A 24800-nucleotide genomic window follows, 5' to 3' on the forward strand; every position below is an offset into this window, starting at 1 on the left:
GGCCGATTATCGCAATCAGCCCCGTCAGTAATTCAACAATGTAGATTTCAGTCATCCCATCCTCCCGTATACAGCCATCAGCCTCTGACGGGCCGGGCTTGCCATGTAGTCACGAACCACTACGTTATTCCTCGGATCATATCGCTTGCACAGCGACTTCTGTTTGCCTGCTTTCCGCTTCACGAACACTTGCGGCTGCCCTTCCATCACTGGCATATAGCGTCGATTGTATTCAGCGCCATCATGCTCAATGAGTCCCATGTCGGCGAGCGCTGAGATAATATTGTGTCCAGTCTTTTCGTTGACTCCGCAGGCTCTGGAGATAGCGCCTGAAGTCATTGGGGTAGAGATATTTGGCAGGTATTCGATTATTAGCTTCTTGGAATCTTTATTGTTTCCCTTAACCAGTCCACCTTTGGCCTGTGAGGCTCTTACTTTCTCCTTGCCTCCGCCATTTTCTAACCAGTCATCGTAATCATGTTTTGATATGAAAGTGCCGGCCCCGCAGACGGGATATATCTCCCCCATGCGTTTAAGTTTGCTCTTTTCCTCGCGCCATCGGTTCTTGCCGATACCGAAAGTGCATATGGCTTGCTGGTCATTAATCGGTTGGTTTTGTTTGATGAAGTCGATGATGCGTTGCTTGAGTGCGTCCATCATGGCTAGTACTCCGTGACGTTTTGTTGCTGCCAAACCTCGTCGTATTCTGACTTCGGCATGTTGGCTACGTAGTTGTAAGGAGAAACCCCTTCTGCCTGCAGGAACTGGTGAGACTGCTCATCGAGGAACAAAGGAACACCACCCTCCCATCCTTCGCCATTACGCTGTTTTTCGAGCATGAGTACAGATGCCGGAGCGCCTACAAGTTGCTGGTCTTTGTCTGACAGTTGCTCACCTGCCTGAAGACGCTGTAGCGCCCTTTCGCGCCCTTTGTTGCGCCAGATGATAAACAGGTTATCGGTCAGGTCAGTAATAGCCCCTGAGCCTTTTACGTCCATTTTACCGGTGGGCTTTTCCTCGCTATCTCCTTTCCTTGAATGAGTAACGAGAATGATGTGGGAGTTGGTTTTGTTCTTGAAGTCGCACAAGGCATCAACGAAAGCTTTTTGGCCGTTGTAATCATCGTCACCTATCCCGCACTTCATCAGGCTATCGATGATAAAAAGCTGGATGCCGTAGCGCCGCCTGGCGTAGGTGAATATTTCTATCAGTCGTTCGGTCTTTGCTGTTCCGGTGAGACCAAATATCCATAACCGGTCATCATAGAAATTAAACGCCGAGTCAATTTCAAGTACCGGTGGCATCTTGCAGCAAGTGGCTTGTCTGGTGAGTCGCTTCAGAAGTACGCCGGGCTTTAACTCAAGCGATGCAACACAGGTTTTTACCCCCTGTCTCATTGCTTCCAGTGACATATGCCCGACAACTTCCGTTTTCCCGTGCCCGTTAACGCCGTTAACAAGCGTTAACTCTGCTTCACGGAACTGAAAGTTATGCGCGAGTGACTCCCATGGTGGATTGAAAAGATACTGTTGCTTGCCGTAAAAGGCGTTGATTGTGTCCTGGTAGAACTCTCTGGCGCTGTAAAGCTCTTCGGGGTCGAAGTATGCCGCGCCTTCAAGGCACTGCCAGATCACATCTTCTGAAACGCCGCTCATCAGGCATTCGTTGATATCCTTGTGAGGAAGTTTAACCATCCTGCAGCGGTGCTCGCCTAGCCTGCTAGCGATTTCTCTTGCTGCCTCCTGGCCTACTTCGTCGTTATCCATCGAAATCCAGATTTCTTCAAACCGGTCAAGGTTATGAAACTCGAACTCAATCCACTGCTGTTTGGCGCCCTTCCCTCCACCGAACGGAACAGACAGCGCGTTTACTCCGTACTGCGAGTAACTCATGCAGTCGATTTCGCCCTCACAGAGAACCACTGAGCGAATTTTGCTGTCCAGCGCCTGCCATCCAAACAGGCAGGGTTCGCAGTCACCTTCAGCCATAATCACTTTCTTGCCGTTCGGCCTCTCAGTGCTGATCCGCTTGACCTGCAGCAATTCACCATCCCGCTTGTACGGAAATACCAGCGCATCAAGCTCTCTCTCGCCGTTCCATACCTTGCCGCTCACAACTTCGAATGCCTTTGCGGTTTCGGGGTTGATACCGCGTGATTTCAGGTATTCGACATGTGATTCTGACTTGGTAACGTACCGGGCAACCTTTTTCCGATCCGGGCGGGAAAACTTCTTCTCACGCTTAGAGTCGAAGTGGTGATCATCATCCCTGATACCAAGAAATGCTTTGGCTTCCTGCATCGCCTGATGGAGATTTATGCCGCGACAGGCCATCCATAAATCCAGCATGTCACCGCCATCCCCCTCGGCAAAATCAGCCCATTTTTTCTTCCCGTTGAGGTTAACCTTCAGGCTGTTGCCCTTGTCACCGTGTATGTTCCCGGCAACCCATTCGTGCCCGTCTTTCTTGCCGTTAGGCAACAGGTGCGGAGCAATCCTGTCAACCTGCATCCACAGCAGGTCACTCAGTTCGCTTGGAGTCATGCTGACCTCAGATTCAGACGGTTAAACCAGAATTCGACAAACGAGGCTTTAAGCCAACCGTGGTTGTAACCAGCGATTAGCAAGGCTTTGATTCTGGATTTCATGGGGATCACCTGTCGAAGTAAACGTAACCAGATTTCGATACGGTGATTGGCGATGATGGAGCCGGTTGGTTGGCTGGTTGTGCTGGCTTGTCGTCCTCCCAGCGCTTACCGTTCAGGTATGTAGCCGGGTGAAGATTCTCAAATCCGAATTGCTTGCCTAAACGCGACCTCACATCCTCGGCAAGAATTCCGGCAAACTCATCAGGTGATCCGCCGCTAACTTTCCGCCACAACTCGAACTGAGTTCTGAAAGACTTCATAGCGGCTTGCTTACCGGTTTTTTTCATGCCTGCACACCAGAAAACTTTCTCGAAAGCCTGGTCTGTTTTTTCGTGACGGTCAGACGTGTTTTTTTGCTTCGCCTGAACCTGTTCGGGCAAAGTGTTTTTATTGTCTTTCTTGTCTTTTGTAGTATTGTCTTTTGTGGTTAGCAACTTCTGCTTAATGCTTTTAGCTGGTTCGGCTAATGTTTTCTTAGCAGGTTTCGCTAATGTTTTGCAGAATCCGTTATTCTTTGTTTGCCACTCTGAAATGTTGGTATTCATCCCGATTTTCCTGCCTTCCTGGATGAGCACTTTCTTCCTCACCAGATTGCTTTTAGCTGCTGAGCAATGGGTGTAATGCTTATCAATCATTGCCTCAAGCTGCTCATTGCTAATCCAGTCTGTTTTCTTGCTGTAACCGTAAGTCTTGCGCCAGACGGCCATCAGGATGCAAAGCTCTGTCTCCGGTAGCCCTGAGCGCATAGTCGCATCAAGAAGTTCATTGGCGAGGCGCAAGTAACCATCTTCGAGCTGCGCCACTTTGTTCTCCACCGGGGCTCGGGCGGCCCCGAAGTTTGCATAAGCTACGTTACTCATCGCTATTCTCCGATTTTTTGTGCCTGTTCAGTATTTCCCGCATTGGTGCTGCTATGGCCGGATTAACCTGCTGATAAAACTGGTCACGAAGCACATCTTTTCGGTGATTAACGCGTTTATTTTGCTGCTGTTTTCGCATATAATTACCTTGTCTGATTGATTAGATTTTTGTACTCAGGCCTCGAAGCTCTCACCTTCCGGGGCCTTTTCTTTTTCTGTTATCTCCAGCTGTAACTTTGCGAATTCCATTGCAACGGTCATTAGCCAGCGATAATGCTCAAGCGGTAACTTTCTCTCCCCTCGCATTACAAAATCCTCTACACCACTGGCGGCAAGTTGATCCATGATTTCCGGGTACTTCTCCGTTCTGCGCATCACTGTTGAATCGTGTACGCCAAGAAGCTTTGCTACTGATGATTGCTTGGTTTTAACCAGCGCCTGATGTGCTGAGGCCAGTAAGTGACGCCCGACGAAGGCGATGCCGGAATTGCGTGTTTTTGCTTTGTCCATTTGTTTAAATTCCTTTGTGTTGAATACAGTTAGAGATACGCATTCGGTGATGCGTTGTTGTTATCTCCACACGGGCGGAGAAATGAGCCAGTAATGTTAAAGAACGGTGTGACTATGCTGCTGTCTTCTTAGGTGGGAACAAGACGTCTAACGAGGTCTTACTTCCCAGCTTATTCATCGTCTCAACCAGGCGGCGGCAAGACTCCAGATCGGGAGCGCGAATGCCTGATTCATAGTTAGCCAAGCGGGACTGATTCCATCCGCATGCCCCAGCTAACTCGGATTGAGTGATGCCAAGCTTTTTACGTTCGTTGGCAATGTTGTTCATATTTTTCCTTATAAGAATGGTCACTCAGCATAATTAAACACAATTCGTGATTGTTAGTCAACACGAATCGTGTAAAGCTTTTTAACACAAGGCGTGATACAAAGTGCGCATGAACAGAATCGAAGATATTGCAGCCAGAATTAAGCGGATCCGAGAGGAACGAGGCCTGTCTCAGAAGGCGCTCGCGGAGCTGTGCGGGTGGGCATCACAATCCCGGATCGGAAACTATGAATCCGGAACACGCAGTGTTAGCGTGGATGATGCAGCTGTCATAGCCAAAGCATTAGGTGTGACTCCTGCTGAGCTTCTATTTGGCGATGACTACAAAGGACCATACCAACCGGGGGAGAGGTTCCCATTGATCAGCTGGGTTAGCGCGGGAGAGTGGTGTGAGGCTGTTGAGCCATACAATCTTAGTCAGGTGGATGAGTGGTATGAATCAGATTGCCACATCCATGGGGATGGATTCTGGCTCCGCGTCCAGGGTGATTCAATGACTTCCCCAACCGGCCTAAGTGTACCGGAAGGCATGCTGGTTTTGTTTGATACGGGAAAAGAAGCCAAAAATGGCAGCTTGGTGATTGCTAAGATCACCGACGCAAACGAAGCAACTTTTAAGAAGCTGGTTATAGATGGCGGCAACAAATATTTGAAAGGACTTAATCCTGCCTACCCTCTAATTCCGATCGATGGCAACTGCAAAATCATCGGAGTTGCCGTACAGATGATGTTCAAATTCCCCTCTTAAGTCATCTCTTTAAGAACATAAACCCGCCAAGTGCGGGTTTTTTATTGCCTGCATAAAAATAAATTTCCTTTTAAATCAATGTGAACACACTCCGTGATGCCAGCTAATCACAAATCGTGTTGACAGCACAAACACACTCTGTGATTATTAAGCCATCGAAACGAAACATCGACAGCGGCACAGGAAGTTCGGCCGCGCCAGACATGAAGTCAGGCTGCTTATTTAACATAGATGGAGTTATTTCTCCCGCCCTTGTGGGAGACCAAAGAGTAGTTGGCTTTGGGATTGGATGAATGCGAAGGCTGATTCGCGCTGAAGTCGACAGGTGTTGCAGGCGTCGTGCGGGCGTAACTGTTTCAAGCCGGAGATCAGCACCGGCCATCCAATCACCAAAGCTAACCACCGGAGGACATATGACCAATTTAATCGCATCAAACAGCGTTACACGGCGTTATCTGAAACGTGGTGAGCTGATGGCTAAGCGTCGGGCAGAAGCTGCTCAGAACGAAGCACGGAAAGCAGAATGCATGTCACGAGTAGAGCGGGCTACCTCACTGGGTAGCCTTCGCGATAAACCAACTCAGGAAGAGATTGCAGAGCGCAGAAACCGCATCTGGTACAAACAGCCTGGCGAGCGCGGCGTTACCTGCAGCGGCCGGCAGAAATCACGGGGTAAGAGCATCCCGGCTTATTTTGACTAAGAGGGTGATGGAATGAAGATTAAGACCATGGGCGCGAGTCCATTAACCGGGCAGATTTTTCAAGGAACACTTAACACCGATACGGGAATGTGGGTAGGAAAAAAGGAAGATGTCACAGAACACGCAGTTAAGGCTGTTGCCGAGCACCTGATGATAAAAAAACAAAAATACGCTTATGGCATTAAAGGCGGTAAATACCTGGTTGTTTCACATGAGATTGTTGATTCTCTTCCTGATGAATTTCAGGACAGCAATAAAAATTAGCCAGGAGTTAACAATGAGCAGAAACGGTTTGCGCTCTATGAGCATTGTAGTTGCAGCATGCGCGTTAATCTGGAGCGCTGTTGCTTACCTTCTCGTTACTAACACATGGTTATGGTCATGATAAATCACAATCTGCTGAGAGCAGCGCAGAGTAAGGCGGCTATAGCTCTGTTTCTGATGGATGGAGGCATGTGGCTTGAAGCTGTGGAGCAAATGAAAGCTGCGGCTGGTATGCCGTGGCACAGGAGGAATTCATTGTGTGGAGAAAGGTAATTGATGGAAGGCCTGAGATAAAAGGAAAGTACTTAGTTTATTCATCATATGGAATATGCACTGCTTGGTTTGACCCTGAGTGGAGCAACAAGTTTCAAGACTGCGATTCAAATAACGATGAGGGGATGGAGGATTTTGACGGAAATGTTTTTTCAGTAAGCCACTGGCGCCTTCTTCCAGAGCCACCAACCGAATAAACCAACCAACTTAACCATGTCGGCTATTACAGCGACGGGCTTCGTGCATTCTGAACAGGAGGCGATATGAAAATAACACAAACAGTTCCGAGGCTTCCCCGGACGCTGCCCTCTCTTTTTGCGAGTCACCGTTCCCTGCTTACAGAGGCGCGGGAGTCCCGCAAGTTAGGCTGGCGCAGAGAGGCAGCTTATTACTTACAGAGCGCAGCTATTGAGCGAACTTTAATTTCTATTCAGAGGGCCAGACAGTGAGCGCAATGGAGAAATGGGATGACGACGCTTTCATTCAGGTTATGAGTGAAGCAATCGGCGACGCAGATAACGAAAGTGAGCCTGTGAATCTGGCAGCGGAACGACAGAATCCGGTTATCTCATGGAGTGAATTTGCAGGGGATTATCTATGAGCGAGAAAAAGGTATATGCCGCTATCAGCGCGGTAGCCAAGGAAATGGCGACAACCGGCATCAGCAAGGACAGGCGCAATCAGCAGCAAGGATTCAACTTCCGAGGGATTGACCAGGTCTACAACGCACTGGCCCCTGCCCTGGTTAATCATGGGCTCCTGATTTTGCCGCGGATAACTGAACGTACCGTTACCGAGCGGATAAACCAGAAAGGGACCGTTTTATTTTATGTCGTCGTTAAGGCTGAGTTTGATTTCGTCAGCACAGAAGACGGCAGCATCCACACGGTCACAACCTATGGTGAGGCCATGGATAGCGGGGATAAGGCGACTAACAAGGCTATGTCGATCGCTTATAAGTACGCTGCATTTCAGGCGTTCTGTATTCCGACAGAAGAAACTGCAATCGATGCTGATGCAGAGGTTCACAGCGTCAGACCGGCAGATGCCGACAAGATACTGGCTGAGTTTACTCAATACGCCGGTGCAGAAATTGACGGTAAAAAGTTGCAGGATCACTACGCGGAAACATGGACGCGACTCAATGGCTTTGCAGAGCACCAGGCTAAATGCAAAGAAGTGACGGGCATTCGCATCAAAGAACTTAAGCAAGCAGCATAACCCCACCTATTCAGGCGGCCTCCAGGCCGATTCATCATGACTCCAGAATCTGTCCTCAATATTCTGCGCAAGGATGCGCGGAACCATATCACTTCGTTTCATCGCTGGCAGACGGCACAGGGAGCGCTGAGCCATACCGCAGGGATAACACTCAACTATCACGAACCATATTACGAGGGATGGGCTCCGGCGCTGGAAATGCAGGAGACATCCATATCAATGCCTGTACTCATGCAAATAGTCGAACGCCTGAATGTTGAGACCTGGGGCGATGGAACGATGGGCGGGCAGATTTACCGTATTAAGGAGCAGGAATGAAAACGCCAGATATCTCACCGGAAGCGCTTCGCAGCGTCTCCGGGAAAATGGTTGCGTGCCGCGCAGCTGAGAAGCTGGGGATAACCGTTGCTCGCTTCTACTACCTTGCACAAAGGCACCAGGTTAGCACCGCTTATGTCAGGCCGCTGTGGAGTGATGGCGAAACGCAGAGGCTGATTGCAATGCGCAAAGACGGCATAACCGTTAAGCGCATAGCCGCAGAACTGAACAGGACCGAGTGGGCCATAAAAAAGAAATTGGGCTATTTGCGAAAGGATGGGCTGATATGACTGATTACGGGGAAGAACAATGAGCAAAAACCTACACATCGAACTCGGTGATAAATACGTCGTCACCGGGTCAACGCATGACCTCATCCTGAGCGAGAAACGAATCGTTAAGGATGGTAAGAACGCTGGTCAGGAAACACTGGCGCGACTCGGCTATTACAGCAAGTTTGAGCACCTGGTGAAAGAACTATGCCACCGGGAAATCCTGCAGTCAGAAGCGCAGTCACTGGAAGAGTTGCGCGACTACATCTTTGCACTCGGCGAGAGGCTGAGTAAGGCGTTGGAATCATGAGCTTCTTCGAAATTGACTCGCGATTTTTAATCGATACAGCGTTTCACCGCCTGGAAGTCATCCGTGATGATGGTTTGTATCGTCACCTCCGCATGCAGAAGCCGGGGACATCTTGCTACTACTACGACGTGATCACCTGGCCTGGCTACTTAACCGTAACCGGCGACATGGGGACATGGACATTCAGTCGCATCGCGGACATGTTCGACTTTTTTGGTGCATGGGAAGGTGGAATCAATACCCACTATTGGGCTGAAAAGTTGGAGGCTGGAGCGGGATGCTCGGCGCGCGAAATGCTGGCGAAAGAGTATGACCATGAGGCGCTCTGCAAAAGCTTGAAAGAGTCACTGAGTGATTACCTGGAGGACGACGAAAGCACGGAGCCTGAAGATGATGACGACTGGGGCGACGATGACGATACGCCAGATAGTGACAAAGCGGTGGTACGCGAAATAGTCCGCGACATATGCAGGGCTGACTTCAATAACGAATGGGAGGCTTATCAGGCTATTTATGATGCTGATTGGCCAGACGGTTGGAGCGCTTGGGATGTCTGCGAAGGCCTGACCTTTAAAACCTATACCAGTCACTTCCGCTGGATTCTGTTCGCTATCACCTGGGCAATCAGCAAATACCACAATACGAAGATTGTTGATAAAGCGATGGCTACGTTTCTGGCAATGAAAGGAATTCCAGCATGAACGCAGATATTTCAGACCAGGCCAGCGAGCTTGAAGAGCTTCTCCGCAATAACGCTATACAGGCCCACCGCATTAACCACAACGCAGTATCAGCAAAACACTGCATTGATTGCGGTGATGACATTCCAGAGCTGCGCCGGGTGAAAGTGCCTGGCTGCCAGCGATGTGCTAGTTGTCAGGGTGATTTCGAGAAGAAGCAAGGGAGGATGTGATGGATTACAGCAAACTGAGCGACTATGAAGTTAATAAATATGTAGCAATGAGTATTGGTGGATTCGAAGAGAATAATTTCTTCGAGGCACATTCAGTGATATTTAAAAGTTGCGGTCGATTTCAGTACACGTGTTTCGACCCATGTAATAATCCTGCAGACGCATGGCCTATTATTGTTGAGAAAAAAATAAGCCTTTTGTGGATAGAAGAATCTTCTATGTGGTGCGCCAGCCAAGGCGGCAGCGCTGGAAATGAATACTGGGGATGGGACGAGTGCCCGGATGTTTATCATGAAAATATAAACCCTCTCCGTGCCGCAATGATAGTTTTCCTCATGATGCAGGAGTCGAAGTAAACCAACCATCGAATGAACATAACCCGCCGAGTTCGGGTTTTTTATTGGGGGAAAGAAATGTCAGACCAAGGCAAATATTATGACTATTACATGGTTGAAGGTAACGATGTGAGAAAACTCATTGATGGATATAACGCTATCAATGAAGAAAGAACATCCATTCTGGCCAATGCGGCGAAAACTGTTGGGGCAGTTGCATGGACACTGTCAAACAACTGGGGTGGAGGCGGCGGACTAATTCAGGGATTTGCATGGGATAAAGACTTCCAGTTCCCCTGCCTCATTACCATCAAGGGTGAAGACTACTTTGATGGTAAGCGCGTTGTTATCGCCAGGGGGAAAGGAAACACAAAAGAAGGTAGAGCATACAATAAGGAGATTGACGCTGTTCGAGATGAGGCTAATCGAAAACTAAAGTTATTGCCCCAGTGGAAAGACTACATAATCAACCACTACGAAATTATGCGAACCGGTATTGGCGGACCTTCTGGTCGCGGGTTCGGGTTTGCAATGCTTTCAACTTATGGTGGTAAACACCCCTGCAGGGATGACGCGCTTCTTTTCGGAATTCCAAATAACAATGACGAAAAACACGGGAAAATCACAATCCCAGGCAACTTCAAGAAACTAACCTACGGCCAATTTTACGACATCGTAAACGCCGGAACAGCATAGGCCGCCCGCTAAGGCGGTTTTTTATTGTCGGAGTAACCATGGAATCACACAGCCTCACGCTCGATGAGGCCTGCGCATTTCTGCAAATATCCAGACCTACCGCCACTAACTGGATACGCTCAGGCCGCCTGCAGGCCACACGAAAAGACCCCACCAAATCAAAATCCCCATACCTCACTACTCGCCAGGCATGCATTGCGGCCCTTAACTCACCGCTGCATACTGTCGACGTGAGCGCGGGTGATGCACACAAAGAGGATCGCAAATGTCCATCTTCCGCAGAGGTGAAATATGGTACGCCTCGTACTCGCTCCCGGGCGGGAAGCGAATTAAGGAATCTCTTGGGACAGCGGACAAGCGGCAAGCACAGGAGTTGCACGACAAAAGAAAGGCTGAGCTCTGGCGAGTAGACAGGCTTGGTGATTTTCCTGATGTGACTTTTGAAGAAGCTTGCTTGCGCTGGCTGGAAGAGAAAGCAGACAAGAAATCGCTCGATACCGATAAGGGCCGGATGGGATTCTGGCTTGAGCATTTCGAAGGAGTAAGGATAAAGGATATCACTGAGGCGAAGATTTACGCCGCGGTGAGCAGGATGCAAAACAGGAAGGCAAAGGAGATATGGCAGCAGAAAGTTGAATCTGCAAAGAGAAAGGGTAAGGAAGCGCCAGTATTTGAGCCCAGGACGGTCACAACATCGACAAAGGCAAAGCACCTTGCGTTGATGAAAGCTATCCTACGCGCCGCAGAGCGTGACTGGAAATGGCTGGAGAAAGCGCCGGTAATCAAGATACCGTCAGTGAGAAACAAGCGCGTTCGGTGGCTTGAGCATGAAGAGGCAAAAAGGCTGATCGATGAATGTCCGGAGCCGCTAAAGTCGGTTGTTAAGTTTGCGCTGGCAACCGGTCTGAGGCGTTCGAACATCATCAATCTTGAATGGCAGCAAATCGACATGCAGCGCCGGGTTGCGTGGGTTAACCCAGAAGACAGCAAATCAAACCGCGCTATTGGCGTAGCGCTGAATGAGACTGCATGCAAGACGATTCGTGCTCAGATAGGCAATCATAATAAATGGGTGTTCGTTCACACGAAAGCGTGGCATCGACCGGATCGCTCATTAACGCCAGCGGTAAGGAAAATGCGCGTTGATGACAACCGGGCGTGGAACTCTGCATGCAAACGGGCCGGCATTGAAGACTTCCGCTTTCATGACCTGAGACATACGTGGGCAAGCTGGCTGATTCAGTCGGGCGTTCCGCTATCTGTACTTCAGGAAATGGGTGGATGGGAAAGTATCGAAATGGTACGCCGATATGCTCACCTGGCACCTAATCATTTAACGGAACATGCGCGGCAAATTGACTCGATTTTTGAGGAAGATGTCCCAAATATGTCCCACAAGGAAAAATCAGCAGTCGGAGAAAGTTGATAAGTAGTTGATTCTTAATGGTACGCCCTACAGGGTTCGAACCTGTGACCTACGGCTTAGAAGGCCGTTGCTCTATCCAGCTGAGCTAAGGGCGCATTGAGAAGCGGGAGCTTCGTGATGTGCAATCGCCGGAATTATACGGTCCACGCCTGATGAGTCAATGTATTTTGCCGCGAAACTGCGGTTGTCTGCGCAACCTGCCTGGTTTAGCTGCGAAAGGAGTATAAAGTTTATTCAACCTTATGTTTATGCACGGTAACTTTGCTTTCGACTCCATGCGCTTTTTGGCTTCGCTCGCGGCAGGATTATGCAGGGATTGCAGCGGTCGCCTTACCAAAGCAAGATAAAATCTTAAACGAAGACTGACAGCGAGGCTGGCTTCTGACAAAATATCGCCATCCCCCTTTCGTAAAGATACAGATGGAATCCTCTCTCTGATGGCAGCAAAAATTATTGACGGTAAAACGATTGCGCAGCAGGTACGCTCTGAGGTTGCGGAAAAAGTGAAGGCTCGCGTGGCGGCCGGATTTCGAGCGCCAGGCCTGGCCGTCGTGCTGGTCGGCAGCAACCCGGCATCGCAGATTTATGTCGGCAGCAAGCGCAAAGCGTGTGAAGAGGTAGGCTTCGTCTCCCGCTCGTACGATCTCCCGGAAACCACCAGCGAAGCAGAGCTGCTGGAACTTATCGACACCCTGAATGCGGATAGCGCTATCGACGGCATCCTGGTTCAGCTGCCGCTGCCCGCCGGCATTGATAATGTCAAAGTGCTGGAGCGCATTTCGCCGGACAAAGACGTTGACGGTTTCCACCCGTATAACGTTGGCCGCCTGTGCCAGCGCGCCCCGCGCCTGCGTCCATGCACGCCGCGCGGGATCGTCACGCTGCTCGAGCGTTACAACATTGATACCTACGGCCTGAACGCGGTGGTCATTGGCGCCTCCAACATCGTCGGACGCCCGATGAGCATGGAGCTGCTGCTGGCAGGCTGTACTACCACCGTAACCCACCGTTTTACCAAAAACCTGCGTCATCACGTTGAAAACGCCGATCTGCTGATTGTGGCTGTAGGTAAACCGGGCTTTATTCCGGGCGAGTGGATTAAAGAAGGCGCGATCGTGATCGATGTCGGGATTAACCGCCTGGAAAGCGGCAAAGTGGTTGGCGATGTCGTTTATGAAGATGCCGCCGCGCGCGCGTCGTACATTACGCCGGTTCCCGGCGGCGTCGGCCCGATGACCGTAGCCACGCTCATTCAGAACACGCTGCAGGCGTGTGAAGAGTATCACGATATTCAGGAGGCCTGAGATGGCGAATTTTTCTTTAGGCAAACACCCGCACGTTGAACTGTGCGATCTGCTGAAGCTGGAAGGCTGGAGCGAAAGCGGCGCGCAGGCTAAAATCGCTATCGCCGACGGTCTGGTCAAAGTCGACGGTGCGGTGGAAACCCGTAAACGCTGTAAAATCGTCGCCGGTCAGACGGTCAGCTTTGAAGGTCAGAGCGTTACCGTTACCGAGTAACACGTTCAGGCGCCGCAACCGGCGCCTGTCCCCCCCACCCCGACAGATGGTCTCTCGTTTTCCTGCACTTCAGTCAGCGCCGCCATCTTCCGATACCACGTCCTTTGTAGCACAGCCGGTCCCCTGGCTGCCTCCGGCAACCTGCACTTCCGCCTGCGACGAACGCTTCAGCCGCTGGTTAGGAGCGTGCGAAGGCGAAATCAGAACCGCGCTTCGTTTCTTAGCCTGAGTCAGGGCAAAAAAATGCCGGGGATGGCCCCGGCTAAAAAGAGAGAATGAGACTACTTACGGCGCCAGGTGGTACCCTGCGGGCCATCTTCCAGCACGATGCCCATCTCATTGAGACGGTCACGCGCGGCATCCGCCGCCGCCCAATCTTTCGCTTTACGCGCGTCCAGACGTTGCTGAATCAAAGACTCGATTTCCGCCACTTCCCCGTCGTCCGCCTGCGCGCCGCTCTGCAGGAAGGCATCCGGCTCCTGTTCGAGCAGACCGAGCACCGCAGAGAGCTTACGCATATGCGCCGCCATCGCGTTGGCCGCGGCGGCATCTTCGGTTTTCAGGCGGTTAACCTCACGCGCCATATCAAACAGCACGGAATAAGCCTCCGGAGTATTAAAATCGTCGTCCATCGCTTCAATGAAGCGCGCTTCAAACGCTTCGCCGCCGGCCGGCTCTGCGGTTTTATCGGTTCCGCGCAGCGCGGTATACAGACGCTCCAGCGCGGAACGCGCCTGTTTTAAGTTCTCTTCGCTGTAGTTCAGCTGGCTGCGATAGTGGCCGGACATCAGGAAGTAGCGAATGGTTTCCGCGTCATAGAACTTCAGGACGTCGCGCACGGTAAAGAAGTTGCCCAGCGATTTTGACATCTTCTCGCGGTCAACCATCACCATCCCGGAGTGCATCCAGTAGTTCACGTACTCGCCGTCGTGGGCGCAGGTGGACTGGGCGATTTCGTTTTCATGGTGCGGGAACATCAGATCCGAACCACCGCCGTGAATATCAAAATGGTTGCCCAGCTGTTTGCAGTTCATCGCTGAACACTCAATGTGCCAGCCTGGACGGCCCGCGCCCCACGGCGACGGCCAGCTTGGCTCGCCCTCTTTCGACATCTTCCACAGCACAAAGTCCATTGGATTATGCTTGACGTCAACGACATCAACGCGCGCGCCGGCCTGCAGCTGGTCGAGATCCTGACGCGACAGCTGGCCATAGTTCGGATCGGTCGGCACATCGAACATAACGTCGCCGTTGTCGGCAACATACGCGTGGCCTTTAGCGATCAGCTGCTCGGTAATCTCAATAATTTCCGCAATGTGATGAGTCGCTCGCGGCTCCATATCCGGGCGCAGGATATTCAGCGCGTCGAAGTCTTTGTGCATCTCGGCAATCATGCGGTCCACCAGCGCAACAAAGCTCTCGCCGTTTTCATTGGCACGCTTGATGATTTTGTCGTCAATGTCGGTGATGTTGCGCACGTATTTTAGCTTGTAGCCTAAAAAACGCAGATAGCGCGCAACCACGTCGAAGGAGACGAAGGTACGGCCATGGCCGATGTGACAGAGGTCGTAAACGGTAATACCACACACGTACATGCCAACTTCCCCGGCATGGATAGGTTTAAATTCTTCTTTTTGGCGCGTCAGTGTATTAAAAATTTTTAACATCGAAGATTCCGTGTAGACGTGTGTGGATATAAGTCGCGTATTCTAACCTTAATTCAACCCCGAAGCAGCACACATTGCAAGGTGATCCAACCTCGCGGTTATGCTATAACAGCCCCCTATATCTCACCCGACACCGGGTGCAGGCACCACAATCATCGGAACAGGATGCAAAAATGGTTACTTTCCACACCAATCATGGCGATATCGTAATCAAGACGTTTGACGACAAAGCGCCGGAAACAGTTAAAAACTTCCTGAACTACTGTCGTGAAGGTTTCTACGACAACACCATTTTCCACCGTGTCATCAACGGTTTTATGATTCAGGGCGGCGGTTTTGAGCCGGGCATGAATCAGAAAACCACCAAATCTCCTATTCAGAACGAAGCTAACAACGGTCTGAAAAACACCCGCGGCACCCTGGCGATGGCCCGTACTCAGGCGCCTCACTCCGCCACCGCGCAGTTCTTCATCAACGTCGCCGATAACGACTTCCTGAACTTCTCCGGCGAAAGCCTGCAGGGTTGGGGCTACTGCGTATTCGCAGAAGTCGTTGAGGGTATGGACGTGGTCGACAAAATCAAAGCGGTCGCCACCGGCCGCAGCGGCATGCATCAGGATGTGCCGAAAGAAGATGTTGTGATCAAAAGCGTCACCGTCAGCGAATAATTCGTGGCGACACTTTTTATTGCGGATTTACATCTGCAAACGGAAGAACCGGCGATTACCGCCGGTTTTCTGCGCTTTTTACAGGGGGAAGCCCGCAAGGCGGACGCCCTGTATATCCTCGGCGACTTGTTTGAAGCCTGGATCGGCGATGACGATCCCAACCCGCTGCATCGGCAAATTGCTTCAGCGCTGAAAGCGCTGGCCGATTCCGGCGTCCCCTGCTACTTCCTTCACGGCAACCGCGATTTTCTCGTCGGTCAGCGCTTTGCCCGCGAAAGCGCCATGACCCTGCTGCCGGAAGAGAAGCTTCTCGACCTCTACGGGCGCAAGGTGCTGATTATGCACGGCGACACCCTCTGCACCGACGATGCAGGCTATCTGGCGTTTCGCGCGAAAGTGCACAATCCCTGGATCCAACGCCTGTTTCTGGCCCTACCGCTGTTTATCCGCCGCCGTATCGCTGCCAGAATGCGCGCCGACAGCAAAGCGGCCAACAGCAGCAAGTCGATGGAAATTATGGATGTGAATCCACAGGCGGTCGTTGACGTTATGGAAAAACATCACGTTCAATGGCTGATTCACGGGCATACGCACCGTCCTGCCGTCCATCCGCTAGAAGCCAACGGTCAATCCGCATATCGCGTGGTTCTGGGCGCATGGCATCACGAAGGCTCCATGGTCAAAGTGACGGCCGAAAAGGTCGAACTGATTCAGTTCCCCTTCTGAGTTCCAGCAAGCACTATTCCGAAAAAGCACTTCAGGCAGCAGAATGGCTGTCCTGACGTTTAACCCCCAGGTTAATTTTCCAGCAAACCACACTCAAGGAACGAGCATGCAAAAATGGAGTCAGCCCCTAATCTGGGGCATGGTTATCGCCGTCATCGGCCCGATTACCGCCAGCTATTTTGGCCTGGTGTTTATCTACTTCGGTTCGCTGACCGTGCTGGGAATCGCAGCGCTACTTTGGATCCTCTATTTTTACGCGATTTATCTGCTTTGTACGCGGCCGCACGATGAGCGCTTTGTGCAAATCTACATGCTGGTCATGAGCATTCTTATGCTGCCCTGGGGAGTGGTGCTGGTTTTTACCTTTTTTGCCAGCGCGACCACCGCCCATAACCGGCGCGTTGCCCCCAGTCACGACGAGACAAAAGAGGGCTAGCCATGCGCACGCAACCGTTTTCCTTGCCGGGAGTTCATGCTATTCTCTGTGGCCTCTAAAGCAGTGTGCAACACACCCACAGGAGTTTTAAGACGCATGTCTTCCCGCAATAATTCGGCGCGTATCGCCATCGTGATGGGGTCCAAAAGCGACTGGGCTACCATGCAGTTTACCGCAGAAATCCTTGATGCCCTGAACGTTCCGTACCATGTCGAAGTGGTCTCCGCCCACCGCACCCCCGATAAACTGTTCAGCTTCGCCGAAGGCGCGCAAGGCAATGGTTTTCAGGTGATTATTGCCGGTGCGGGCGGCGCGGCGCATCTGCCGGGCATGATTGCGGCGAAAACGCTGGTGCCGGTGTTGGGCGTGCCGGTGCAGAGCGCAGCGCTGAGCGGCGTAGACAGCCTCTACTCCATCGTTCAGATGCCGCGCGGTATCCCGGTTGGTACGCTGGCTATCGGTAAAGCCGGCGCCGCCAACGCCGCCCTGCTGGCGGCGCAGATCCTCGCCCAGCACGATGCGGAACTGCACCAGCGCCTCAGCGCCTGGCGCCAGGCGCAAACCGATGAAGTGCTGGATAACCCGGATCCGCGGGGTGCGGCATGAAACAAGTTTGCGTTCTCGGTAACGGCCAGCTAGGCCGAATGCTGCGCCAGGCTGGCGAACCGCTGGGTATTGCGGTCTGGCCGGTCGGTCTCGAAGCCGACCCGGAAGCGGTGCCGGTACAGCAAAGCGTGATTACCGCAGAGATTGAACGCTGGCCGGAAACGGCGCTGACCCGCGAGCTGGCGCGTCATTCCGCCTTCGTCAACCGCGACGTTTTTCCGGTTATCGCCGACCGTCTGACGCAAAAGCAGCTGTTCGATAAGCTGGCGCTCGCTACCGCGCCGTGGCAGCTTCTGGCGGAGAAAAGCGAGTGGCCGGCGGTATTCGCCCGTCTCGGCGAGCTGGCTATCGTTAAGCGCCGCGTCGGCGGCTATGATGGCCGCGGTCAGTGGCGTTTGCGGGAAAATGAAACCGCGCAGCTGCCGGATGATAACTATGGCGAGTGTATCGTTGAGCAGGGGATTAACTTCTCCGCCGAAGTGTCGCTGGTCGGCGCACGCGCCCGGGACGGCAGCACGGTCTTCTATCCGCTGACCCGCAACCTGCATCAGGACGGTATTTTACGCGCCAGCGTCGCCTTTCCGCAGGCCAACGCCCGCCAGCAGGCGCAGGCCGAACAGATGCTGTCGGCGATCATGAATGAGCTGGGCTACGTTGGTGTGATGGCAATGGAGTGTTTTGTCACCGCTGATGGTCTGCTGATTAACGAACTGGCGCCGCGCGTGCACAATAGCGGCCACTGGACGCAGAACGGCGCGTCCATCAGCCAGTTTGAGCTTCATCTGCGGGCGATTACCGATCTACCGCTGCCGCCGCCGGTGGTCAACAGCCCGTCGGTGATGATCAACCTGATCGGTACCGATCTCAACTATGACTGGCTGAAGCTACCGCTGGTGCATCTGCACTGGTACGACAAAGAGGTGCGTCCGGGACGTAAAGTCGGCCACCTGAACCTGACCGACAGCGATACCGATCGCCTGAGCGCGACGCTGGAAGCGCTGAAGCCGCTGCTGCCGCCGGAATACGCCAGCGGTGTATTCTGGGCACAGGCGCAGCTGGCGTAATCCAGCTCTCCACAGTCCCGGAGGCGGTGCTGCGCACCTGTCCGGGCTACCTCTCTGGCATAATCCTTCGCCTGAATCCCGGCTTGCGGCGCGCTGCGCCTTAGCCGGGCTACCAGACCAACCATCATTTGCCCCTTAGCCATTCAACCAAATCCGCAAACTGCACGAACATGTAGCCCGGGCAAGGCGCGTCGAGCGCCGCCCCCGGAGAAAGATCGCAGGATATTTCAGCGTCTGCTTCGCCGCGTGATTTTATCTGTGCATCAGGGCTTAATGCAGGTTCCCGCCAGCCCGGCAAGGGTGTCATCGATACGCGACAGCGCCCCAATCCACGCCCGCTTGCCCCGACGGCGCACGTAGCCGCTTACCGCCGCGATTTTCGGCCCCATCGCGCCGTCGTCGCGGACAAAAGGCGCCAGCTCTTCCGGCGTCGCTTCGCGGATCGGTCGCTGCATGGGGGTGCCCCAATGTTCATATACCGCATCCGCGTCGGTCAGGATCGCCAGGCCATCGGCATCAATCTGCTCCGCCAGCAGCGCGGCAGCGAGGTCTTTATCAATCACCGCCTCTGCGCCCTGCCCGCTCTCAAGCACCGGAATTCCGCCGCCGCCGCAGCATATCACCACGTGCCCCTCACCCAGCAGACGCTCAATCGACTCGCTCTCCTCAATCCTCACCGGCGTCGGCGAAGGAACCACCCGACGCACATATTTACCGTCGCGCTTCATCCTCCAGCCGTACTCATCTTCCAGCCGTTTTTGCAGCTCCGGATCGTAAACCGGACCAATAAACTTCTCCGGCGCCGAAAAGGCCGGATCGTTTGACGAGACTGTAATGCGGGTCATCACCGTCGATACCGGCGGCATGAGTGATTCCTGCGCCAGGCGCTGGGCCAGCATATAGCCAATCATGCCCTGGCTCTCCGCGACCAGCACGTCCAGCGGATAGGGCTCAACGTCGCCGTAGGCCAGATTTTGCAGCGCCAGCAGACCCACCTGCGGCCCGTTGCCGTGCACAATGGCCAGCCGATACGTCTGCGCCAGACGCGCCAGCGCGGGAACCGCGCTATCGATATTGCGGTACTGATTTTCTACGGTCAGCGCTTCCCCGCGCTGTAATAAAGCGTTGCCGCCAAGGGCAACAACCAGCGTTTTCATAAAAAGTCCTTAGATAAGATGTTGCGCCAGCCAGAATCCCAGAAGCGTGTCGGCGCCGGAGGTATGCCCCATCGCCAGCAGCGCTTCGACGGCGGGCTCGAGACGTCGTCCACGTTGCAGGGCGCAGGCAAAATGCATCAGCGGCGAAGCGAAGCGCCCCTCGCTGGCGTAGCGTAAATAGTTGACGCTCACCTGAGTGGTGGCCGCGCGCAGATCGCCGGAGGCGCGAAAAAATGCCCTTCCGCCGCAGGGTGACATGCGCCCCGAGCGCCACGCCGCCAGCATCATGCCGATCAGCATGTCGTCCAGGCTGGGCGTCAGGCCCGGCCCCTTGCCCAGCCACAGCCGCCAGTCGACGGCGTTGCCGGCCAGCGCGGAGGCAAAACAGTGGCGAAGCTGGCGCAGCTCGGGATGCTGCCGCAGCTCGATAGCCTGCGACAGCGGCCCGAACAGCCCGGTCTCCTCCGGTCGACTCATCAGCGCTGGCGGGAGATAAGCGTTTACGGATTGACAGCGGAGCCGCAGGGAGCAGCGCCTGCGCGGCGGCATCAGCAAAAGATCGCCGACCTGAATACCGTCATTCCGCGCTATCGGCGACGCCCCCGTCCGCAGCGCCGCGTGCAGCCGGATAAAATCGCGATGACGAACAACCCATCCGCCGGGGCTCACGCCCTGCCCCCGATGATGTAGCGTCAGCAGCGCGCCGCCTGCAACATAGAGGTTAATGGTGCGCCGCCAGAGGCCGCCGATTCGCCACGGTTGGCGATGATCCGGCGCATCGACGCTGCCTATCAGCGGACGAATCCTCTCCATCGCGCTACCTCAGCTCACGCCCAGTTCGTCCGCCAGCGCTTCCAGCGCCTGCTCGAAACAGGCCAGCGGCGCTCTGACGGTTCCGGCGCCAATCTGGCCGATCCCCGCTTCTTTATGGGCGATCCCGGTGTTAATGAGCGGCGTAATGCCGGTTTCAACCACCCGGCGAATATCCAGTCCAAGACAGGCGCCCTGGAAATCCCAGCCAGGAATCTGCAGCTGCATATTGCGCTCAAGGAAGATTTCCGCCATCTCCTCCGAAACGGATTTTGCCGCCTCCATTCCGCCAGCGCCGACAAAGCGGGTCACCCCCGGCGCCGCAATCATCGCCGCGCCGCCGATGCCGAAGGTTTCGGTAATGGCGCTGTCGCCCATATCCGGGTTGGCCTGTTCCTGAGAGAAACCGGTAAAGAACAGCCCCTGCGGCGTATTCACCGGTGCGGTAAACCAGCGGTCGCCCAGTCCGCTAACGCGAATACCGAACATATCGCCGTTGCGGGTCATCGCGGTGACAATACTGCCGGCGCGGATCTGCGCCCCGGCATCCATCGCTGATTTGCAGTAGGCCATCGCCAGGTTGAGGAAGAACTGATCGGTGATGGCGAGAAAATCCATCACTTCGGCGATCTGTTGTTTGTCGTGGTCGAGTCGCGCCAGATGCGGTGCCAGCGTGCGCATCAGCAGCGCGGAGGTGGCGATATTACGCTGGTGGAACTCATCGCCCATGGTGATGCCCTGCGCCATCATCGCGGTGAGATCAATGCCGCGCGTCATCTGTTTCAGCGCCGCACTGAGAACGGGCATCAGCACATCGCGCATCCAGCGCAGGCGCTGCTGCACGTCTTCGCCGTAGGCGCCGAAACGCATCACCTTGCCAATGCCTTCGTTCAGGTTGCAATATGCGCGGTTACCTTCGGCGATGTTCTCCACGACCAGCATCGGCATATTCGGCGAAGTAATACCGCCCATCGGCCCTACGGCATTAACGTGGTGGCAGGGAATAAAGGTAATCTCGCCGTTTTCCAGCATCGCGTGGGCCGTTTTCTCATCCTGCGCCCAGCCTTCGAACAGGCAGGCGCCAATGCAGGCCCCTTTCATCGGACCGGTCATCTCCTGCCAGCGCATCGGCGGCCCGGCGTGGAGCAGCGTTTTGTTTTGATTCAGCGCCCCGATTAAAGAACCCGCCGGCTTCACATCCAGCCAGTGCGGACGTGCATTACGAATTCGTTCTATTACTGCGTCATTGGCCTGCGCCACTGATGTAAACATAGAGACCTCTTATTGCAAACGTTCTAATAAACGAGCCAGTTTCTTATTCCCACCGGCAATCGGCGCCCACTGATAGTGAACAACCGGCGTTCCGGCGGTCTGTAAATCGAGCGCAAAGCTGCGCAGGCCAGCATTAATCACCGACACGCCGTCCAGCAGGCCGGCGCGCGGGGCAGGAGCGGCTTTCCGCGGCGGGCTAATCAGCGCGGCGGCAAGCAAGGTGGCTTCAGGCAGGCTATCGACCACGGCGATCCCCGCATCTTCAAGGACTGAAATCTGACGGGAGCGGCACTGCGGATCGCTTTCGGTTCCGGTCACCGTCGCGATAACGTGCAGCGGACTATCGTCGGCCCTGGTCGCCCACGCCCGCTGGCATGCTTCGACCAGCGAGCCGGCCGGATCGGCGGTGGCGCCGTAGCCAATCACCACGTCCAGCAGCACTACGCCAACCTGAGTTTCCGCGCCAAGTTCGGCAATCAGCTGGTTGCGCAGGGAGGGGTCGATCATCGGATGCGGACGGCCGACGGTGTAAAAATCGTCGCCAAGGTCGACGACCCGGTGCCCCTGCGCGTTGAGCATCATGCCCTGCGGGTGATGCGCATCAGGGGTAATGTTCAGCCGTTCTGCCAGCAATCCTGCGGATTCAGCAGCCAGCGTACCGCCGGTGTATAAGCCGCGAATCTGCTTGCCCGCCACCGCGGGAAGGCTTGCCTGACGCCGCCCCACTCGCGCCAGCAGGCAGGCCAGACGCCCGGCCTCGTCAAGCGTGCGGGCGAACCAGACGTTTTCATCGCGGGCGATCGGCGGCGTATAGCCGAGAAATAGCGCCACCACCGGTTTCGCGCTGCGCTTCATGGCGGCGATGATCTTCAGACGCACCGCTTCGGCGGGAGGTTTAGAAACAAAGGCCAGCACCTGGCTCTGTGCATCCTGGGTCAGCATTTCCAGCGCCGTTTGCGCGCTGATGCCGCCCACTTCGGCGCTCAGATCGCGGCCGCCGAGACCGATCGCATGGCTGATCCCTTCGCCGCCGAGGACAATCTGCGAGACCAGCTCCTGAATACCGGTGCCGGACGCGCCAATAACGCCGATGTTGCCTTCCGGCGTAACGTTGGCGAAAGCCAGCGGCGTGCCGGCAATCATGGCGGTGCCGCAGTCCGGCCCCATGACCAGCAGCCCTTTGTCGCGGGCGCGGGTTTTGAGCGCGATTTCATCTTCCAGCGTGACGTTGTCGGAGAAGATCATGACGTTTTTCTCGCTGCTGAGCGCCTGATGGGCAAGCTCCGCGGCGTACTCCCCGGCAACGGAAATTAAGGTCATATTGGCCTGCGGTAGCTTCTGCGTTGCGCTTTGCCAGCGGCGAACCACGCTCAGGCTCTGACTTTGCCCGCTCCCCTGCGCCAGGGCGGTAAGGGCCTCATCAAGACGGTCAGCGATCATTTGCGTAACCGACGCATCCGCGCAATCGGTGCGGATCGCCACGCAAATGTCATTTGGCGTCGCGCTGGCAAAATCGTCGTGCCAGAACCCGGTCGTTTCCAACAGCGATTTATTTGCCGGTGTGCCCATCATGACTGAAACATCATCGACATTTTCCGACTCGCTCAGCTTGCGTGAAATAATCATTAAGCTGACCGAATCCTGGAAACAGCCCTTTTTAATAAAGGCATGGATCATAATAACTCCCCAATAATTGCACCCATTGCAATTGAATGAGCATGGTTAATCTGCCATCAGGCTAACGGGATAAAATTATCGACGGCGTGACCGGAATCACATGAGAATTATTACAAGATGCTTTCAAATAAAGCCGAAGGCATTAGCCCGAGTTTTTTAATGAATAGATTAACCGGGTCCCTTCTGACAAACCCACGGTGATTATTAAATAAAATCTAACTAACTATTTTTACCAATACAGATCACAATTTAAGTTTATTTTCCCCGTATTTTATTTGGCAGTCAGGCTCTACACCGTCGTTAAAAGGAAGACAGATGAAAGTCAGTCGGGAAACACTTCATCAGCTTATTGCCAATAAGCTGAATACAGCAGGGCTTACTCGCAATCACGCGGATATCATTGCCGATGTACTGGTTTATGCCGATGCCAGGGGTATTCATTCGCACGGCGCGGTTCGCGTTGAATATTATGCGGAACGTATTTCAAAAGGCGGAACCAATCGTCATCCCACCTTCACTTTTGAAAAGAACGGCCCCTGCAGCGGTATTTTGCATGCCGATAATGCCGCCGGTCAGGTGGCCGCCAAAATGGGCATGGAGCACGCGATAGAATTGGCCAGGGAAAACGGCGTGGCCGTGGTCGGCATCCGGCGTATGGGCCACAGCGGAGCGATCTCTTACTTCACCCGGCAGGCCGCCCGCGCCGGGCTAATCGGGATTTCGCTATGCCAGTCGGACCCGATGGTCGTGCCTTTTGGCGGGGCGGAAATCTATTACGGAACCAACCCGCTGGCCTTTGCCGCGCCCGGCGAGGGCGATGATATCATCACCTTCGACATGGCCACCACGGTGCAGGCATGGGGGAAAATTCTCGACGCCCGCTCGCGCCATGAAACCATTCCCGATAGCTGGGCGGTGGATAAAAACGGCGCGCCGACCCGCGATCCTTTTGCCGTTCACGCCCTGCTTCCGGCAGCCGGCCCGAAAGGCTACGGCCTGATGATGATGATCGACATCCTCTCCGGCATTTTGCTCAATCTCCCCTTCGGCCGCCAGGTCAGCTCTATGTACGACAACCTGAGTCAGGGACGCGAGCTGGGCCAACTGCATATCGTCATCAACCCGGCATTTTTCTCCTCCAGCGCGCTATTCCGCCAGCATATCAGCGACACCATGCGTGAATTAAACGCCATTACGCCAGCGCCCGGATTTAACCAGGTGTATTACCCCGGGCAGAACCTGGATATCAATGAGAAAAACAGCGCCGTCAACGGTATCGAGATCGTTGATGAGATTTATGACTATCTGGTTTCGGACGCTTTATATAACCGCTCTTATGAAACCAATTCCCCGTTTGCTCAATAAATTAAAATACAG

32 protein-coding genes, 1 tRNA gene and 1 pseudogene are annotated in these 24800 nt (G+C 54.0%); 23 read left to right on the forward strand and 11 right to left on the reverse strand.

The window, feature by feature from the left end; translation table 11 throughout:
- Positions 1-51: 51 nt before the first annotated feature.
- The 5 genes from ABLV11_RS00295 to ABLV11_RS00315 form a co-directional block, all read right to left on the reverse strand.
- Positions 52-660 (reverse strand): hypothetical protein, encoded by a 609-nt coding sequence (locus ABLV11_RS00295; RefSeq protein WP_348855096.1) that lies wholly within the window; start codon positions 658-660, stop codon positions 52-54.
- Positions 661-662: 2 nt separating this feature from the next.
- Positions 663-2543: a toprim domain-containing protein gene (locus tag ABLV11_RS00300; RefSeq protein WP_348855097.1), complete on the reverse strand. Its 1881-nt coding sequence runs from the start codon at positions 2541-2543 to the stop codon at positions 663-665.
- A 109-nt stretch (positions 2544-2652) separates the two neighbouring features.
- Positions 2653-3507, reverse strand: a complete 855-nt coding sequence (locus ABLV11_RS00305) for a replication protein (protein ID WP_348855098.1) — start codon at positions 3505-3507, stop codon at positions 2653-2655.
- Positions 3508-3681: 174 nt separating this feature from the next.
- Positions 3682-4017, reverse strand: coding sequence for a hypothetical protein (locus ABLV11_RS00310; RefSeq protein ID WP_224261084.1), 336 nt, complete (start codon positions 4015-4017; stop codon positions 3682-3684).
- Positions 4018-4129: 112 nt separating this feature from the next.
- On the reverse strand, positions 4130-4345 hold the full coding sequence (locus ABLV11_RS00315; RefSeq protein ID WP_200781088.1) for a helix-turn-helix transcriptional regulator: 216 nt from the start codon (positions 4343-4345) through the stop codon (positions 4130-4132).
- 109 nt (positions 4346-4454) lie between these two features.
- Here ABLV11_RS00315 and ABLV11_RS00320 point away from each other — a divergent pair, with 109 nt between their 5' ends.
- The 15 genes and pseudogenes from ABLV11_RS00320 (at position 4455) to ABLV11_RS00390 (ending at position 11822) form a co-directional block, all read left to right on the forward strand.
- Complete coding sequence (locus tag ABLV11_RS00320) at positions 4455-5093, forward strand: LexA family transcriptional regulator (protein ID WP_200781087.1); 639 nt, start codon at positions 4455-4457, stop codon at positions 5091-5093.
- A gap of 473 nt (positions 5094-5566) precedes the next feature.
- Positions 5567-5794, forward strand: coding sequence for a hypothetical protein (locus ABLV11_RS00325; RefSeq protein ID WP_348855127.1), 228 nt, complete (start codon positions 5567-5569; stop codon positions 5792-5794).
- Between the two features lie 12 nt (positions 5795-5806).
- Positions 5807-6058: a hypothetical protein gene (locus ABLV11_RS00330; protein WP_348855100.1), complete on the forward strand. Its 252-nt coding sequence runs from the start codon at positions 5807-5809 to the stop codon at positions 6056-6058.
- A gap of 111 nt (positions 6059-6169) precedes the next feature.
- The gene (locus ABLV11_RS00335) at positions 6170-6331 is read left to right on the forward strand and encodes a host cell division inhibitory peptide Kil (RefSeq protein WP_348855128.1); all 162 of its coding nucleotides are present in this window, start codon (positions 6170-6172) and stop codon (positions 6329-6331) included.
- Positions 6295-6528 (forward strand): DUF551 domain-containing protein, encoded by a 234-nt coding sequence (locus ABLV11_RS00340; RefSeq protein WP_142478616.1) that lies wholly within the window; start codon positions 6295-6297, stop codon positions 6526-6528. Before ABLV11_RS00335 ends, ABLV11_RS00340 begins: the two co-directional genes overlap by 37 nt.
- Positions 6529-6928: 400 nt before the next feature.
- Positions 6929-7552 carry an ERF family protein gene (locus tag ABLV11_RS00345; RefSeq protein WP_348855101.1) on the forward strand — a complete coding sequence of 208 codons (624 nt, stop codon included), beginning with the start codon at positions 6929-6931 and terminating at the stop codon, positions 7550-7552.
- Between the two features lie 36 nt (positions 7553-7588).
- Positions 7589-7870, forward strand: coding sequence for a hypothetical protein (locus ABLV11_RS00350; protein WP_348855102.1), 282 nt, complete (start codon positions 7589-7591; stop codon positions 7868-7870).
- Positions 7867-8160 (forward strand): sigma-70 family RNA polymerase sigma factor, encoded by a 294-nt coding sequence (locus ABLV11_RS00355; protein WP_348855103.1) that lies wholly within the window; start codon positions 7867-7869, stop codon positions 8158-8160. The genes ABLV11_RS00350 and ABLV11_RS00355 overlap by 4 nt, the downstream gene beginning before the upstream one ends.
- A gap of 19 nt (positions 8161-8179) precedes the next feature.
- Entirely contained in the window at positions 8180-8452 is a 273-nt protein-coding gene (locus ABLV11_RS00360) for a DUF5405 family protein (RefSeq protein WP_348855104.1), read from the forward strand.
- Positions 8449-9153 (forward strand): hypothetical protein, encoded by a 705-nt coding sequence (locus ABLV11_RS00365; RefSeq protein WP_348855105.1) that lies wholly within the window; start codon positions 8449-8451, stop codon positions 9151-9153. Before ABLV11_RS00360 ends, ABLV11_RS00365 begins: the two co-directional genes overlap by 4 nt.
- Complete coding sequence (locus ABLV11_RS00370) at positions 9150-9365, forward strand: TraR/DksA family transcriptional regulator (RefSeq protein ID WP_348855107.1); 216 nt, start codon at positions 9150-9152, stop codon at positions 9363-9365. The genes ABLV11_RS00365 and ABLV11_RS00370 overlap by 4 nt, the downstream gene beginning before the upstream one ends.
- Complete coding sequence (locus ABLV11_RS00375) at positions 9365-9721, forward strand: phage protein NinX family protein (protein WP_348855108.1); 357 nt, start codon at positions 9365-9367, stop codon at positions 9719-9721. The genes ABLV11_RS00370 and ABLV11_RS00375 overlap by 1 nt, the downstream gene beginning before the upstream one ends.
- 57 nt (positions 9722-9778) lie before the next feature.
- On the forward strand, positions 9779-10396 hold the full coding sequence (locus ABLV11_RS00380) for an Eac protein (protein ID WP_348855109.1): 618 nt from the start codon (positions 9779-9781) through the stop codon (positions 10394-10396).
- 38 nt (positions 10397-10434) lie between these two features.
- A pseudogene (locus tag ABLV11_RS00385) lies at positions 10435-10530 on the forward strand (helix-turn-helix domain-containing protein); the annotation flags it as partial.
- A 131-nt stretch (positions 10531-10661) separates the two neighbouring features.
- On the forward strand, positions 10662-11822 hold the full coding sequence (locus ABLV11_RS00390) for a site-specific integrase (RefSeq protein WP_348855110.1): 1161 nt from the start codon (positions 10662-10664) through the stop codon (positions 11820-11822).
- An 18-nt stretch (positions 11823-11840) separates the two neighbouring features.
- Here ABLV11_RS00390 and ABLV11_RS00395 read toward each other — a convergent pair.
- Positions 11841-11917, reverse strand: a tRNA-Arg gene (locus ABLV11_RS00395).
- 342 nt (positions 11918-12259) lie between these two features.
- Here ABLV11_RS00395 and folD point away from each other — a divergent pair.
- Positions 12260-13126 carry a bifunctional methylenetetrahydrofolate dehydrogenase/methenyltetrahydrofolate cyclohydrolase FolD gene (folD, locus tag ABLV11_RS00400; protein WP_004099791.1) on the forward strand — a complete coding sequence of 289 codons (867 nt, stop codon included), beginning with the start codon at positions 12260-12262 and terminating at the stop codon, positions 13124-13126.
- Between the two features lies 1 nt (position 13127).
- Positions 13128-13340: a ribosome-associated protein YbcJ gene (gene ybcJ, locus ABLV11_RS00405; protein WP_004099787.1), complete on the forward strand. Its 213-nt coding sequence runs from the start codon at positions 13128-13130 to the stop codon at positions 13338-13340.
- 281 nt (positions 13341-13621) lie between these two features.
- Here ybcJ and cysS read toward each other — a convergent pair whose 3' ends face one another.
- Entirely contained in the window at positions 13622-15007 is a 1386-nt protein-coding gene (gene cysS / locus ABLV11_RS00410) for a cysteine--tRNA ligase (RefSeq protein ID WP_049591192.1), read from the reverse strand.
- Between the two features lie 173 nt (positions 15008-15180).
- Here cysS and ppiB point away from each other — a divergent pair, with 173 nt between their 5' ends.
- From ppiB to purK, 5 genes are all read left to right on the forward strand, one after another.
- The gene (gene ppiB / locus ABLV11_RS00415; protein ID WP_126488665.1) at positions 15181-15675 is read left to right on the forward strand and encodes a peptidylprolyl isomerase B; all 495 of its coding nucleotides are present in this window, start codon (positions 15181-15183) and stop codon (positions 15673-15675) included.
- Between the two features lie 3 nt (positions 15676-15678).
- Positions 15679-16401 carry a UDP-2,3-diacylglucosamine diphosphatase gene (gene lpxH, locus ABLV11_RS00420; protein ID WP_004099773.1) on the forward strand — a complete coding sequence of 241 codons (723 nt, stop codon included), beginning with the start codon at positions 15679-15681 and terminating at the stop codon, positions 16399-16401.
- Positions 16402-16507: 106 nt separating this feature from the next.
- Positions 16508-16837 (forward strand): hypothetical protein, encoded by a 330-nt coding sequence (locus ABLV11_RS00425; protein WP_004099771.1) that lies wholly within the window; start codon positions 16508-16510, stop codon positions 16835-16837.
- A gap of 96 nt (positions 16838-16933) precedes the next feature.
- Positions 16934-17443 carry a 5-(carboxyamino)imidazole ribonucleotide mutase gene (gene purE / locus ABLV11_RS00430; RefSeq protein WP_024273859.1) on the forward strand — a complete coding sequence of 170 codons (510 nt, stop codon included), beginning with the start codon at positions 16934-16936 and terminating at the stop codon, positions 17441-17443.
- Positions 17440-18507 carry a 5-(carboxyamino)imidazole ribonucleotide synthase gene (gene purK, locus ABLV11_RS00435; RefSeq protein ID WP_126488664.1) on the forward strand — a complete coding sequence of 356 codons (1068 nt, stop codon included), beginning with the start codon at positions 17440-17442 and terminating at the stop codon, positions 18505-18507. The genes purE and purK overlap by 4 nt, the downstream gene beginning before the upstream one ends.
- A 263-nt stretch (positions 18508-18770) precedes the next feature.
- Here the strand turns inward: purK and ABLV11_RS00440 are convergent, their stop codons facing one another.
- Genes ABLV11_RS00440 through ABLV11_RS00455 form a run of 4 tightly spaced genes read right to left on the reverse strand, consistent with a single transcriptional unit; the run spans position 18771 to position 23423 of the window.
- On the reverse strand, positions 18771-19664 hold the full coding sequence (locus tag ABLV11_RS00440) for a carbamate kinase (RefSeq protein WP_016808732.1): 894 nt from the start codon (positions 19662-19664) through the stop codon (positions 18771-18773).
- A gap of 9 nt (positions 19665-19673) precedes the next feature.
- Complete coding sequence (locus ABLV11_RS00445) at positions 19674-20477, reverse strand: DUF2877 domain-containing protein (RefSeq protein WP_032727899.1); 804 nt, start codon at positions 20475-20477, stop codon at positions 19674-19676.
- Positions 20478-20486: 9 nt separating this feature from the next.
- Complete coding sequence (locus ABLV11_RS00450) at positions 20487-21746, reverse strand: DUF1116 domain-containing protein (RefSeq protein WP_004099762.1); 1260 nt, start codon at positions 21744-21746, stop codon at positions 20487-20489.
- Between the two features lie 9 nt (positions 21747-21755).
- A complete protein-coding gene (locus ABLV11_RS00455; protein WP_224329918.1) occupies positions 21756-23423 on the reverse strand; it encodes an acyl-CoA synthetase FdrA in 1668 nt (555 codons plus the stop codon).
- A gap of 315 nt (positions 23424-23738) precedes the next feature.
- Here ABLV11_RS00455 and allD point away from each other — a divergent pair, with 315 nt between their 5' ends.
- The gene (gene allD, locus ABLV11_RS00460; RefSeq protein WP_004111070.1) at positions 23739-24788 is read left to right on the forward strand and encodes an ureidoglycolate dehydrogenase; all 1050 of its coding nucleotides are present in this window, start codon (positions 23739-23741) and stop codon (positions 24786-24788) included.
- Positions 24789-24800 lie beyond the last annotated feature (12 nt).

This window comes from Klebsiella sp. GW_Kp181 (assembly GCF_040062315.1).
In the GTDB taxonomy this organism is placed as follows: domain Bacteria; phylum Pseudomonadota; class Gammaproteobacteria; order Enterobacterales; family Enterobacteriaceae; genus Klebsiella; species Klebsiella oxytoca.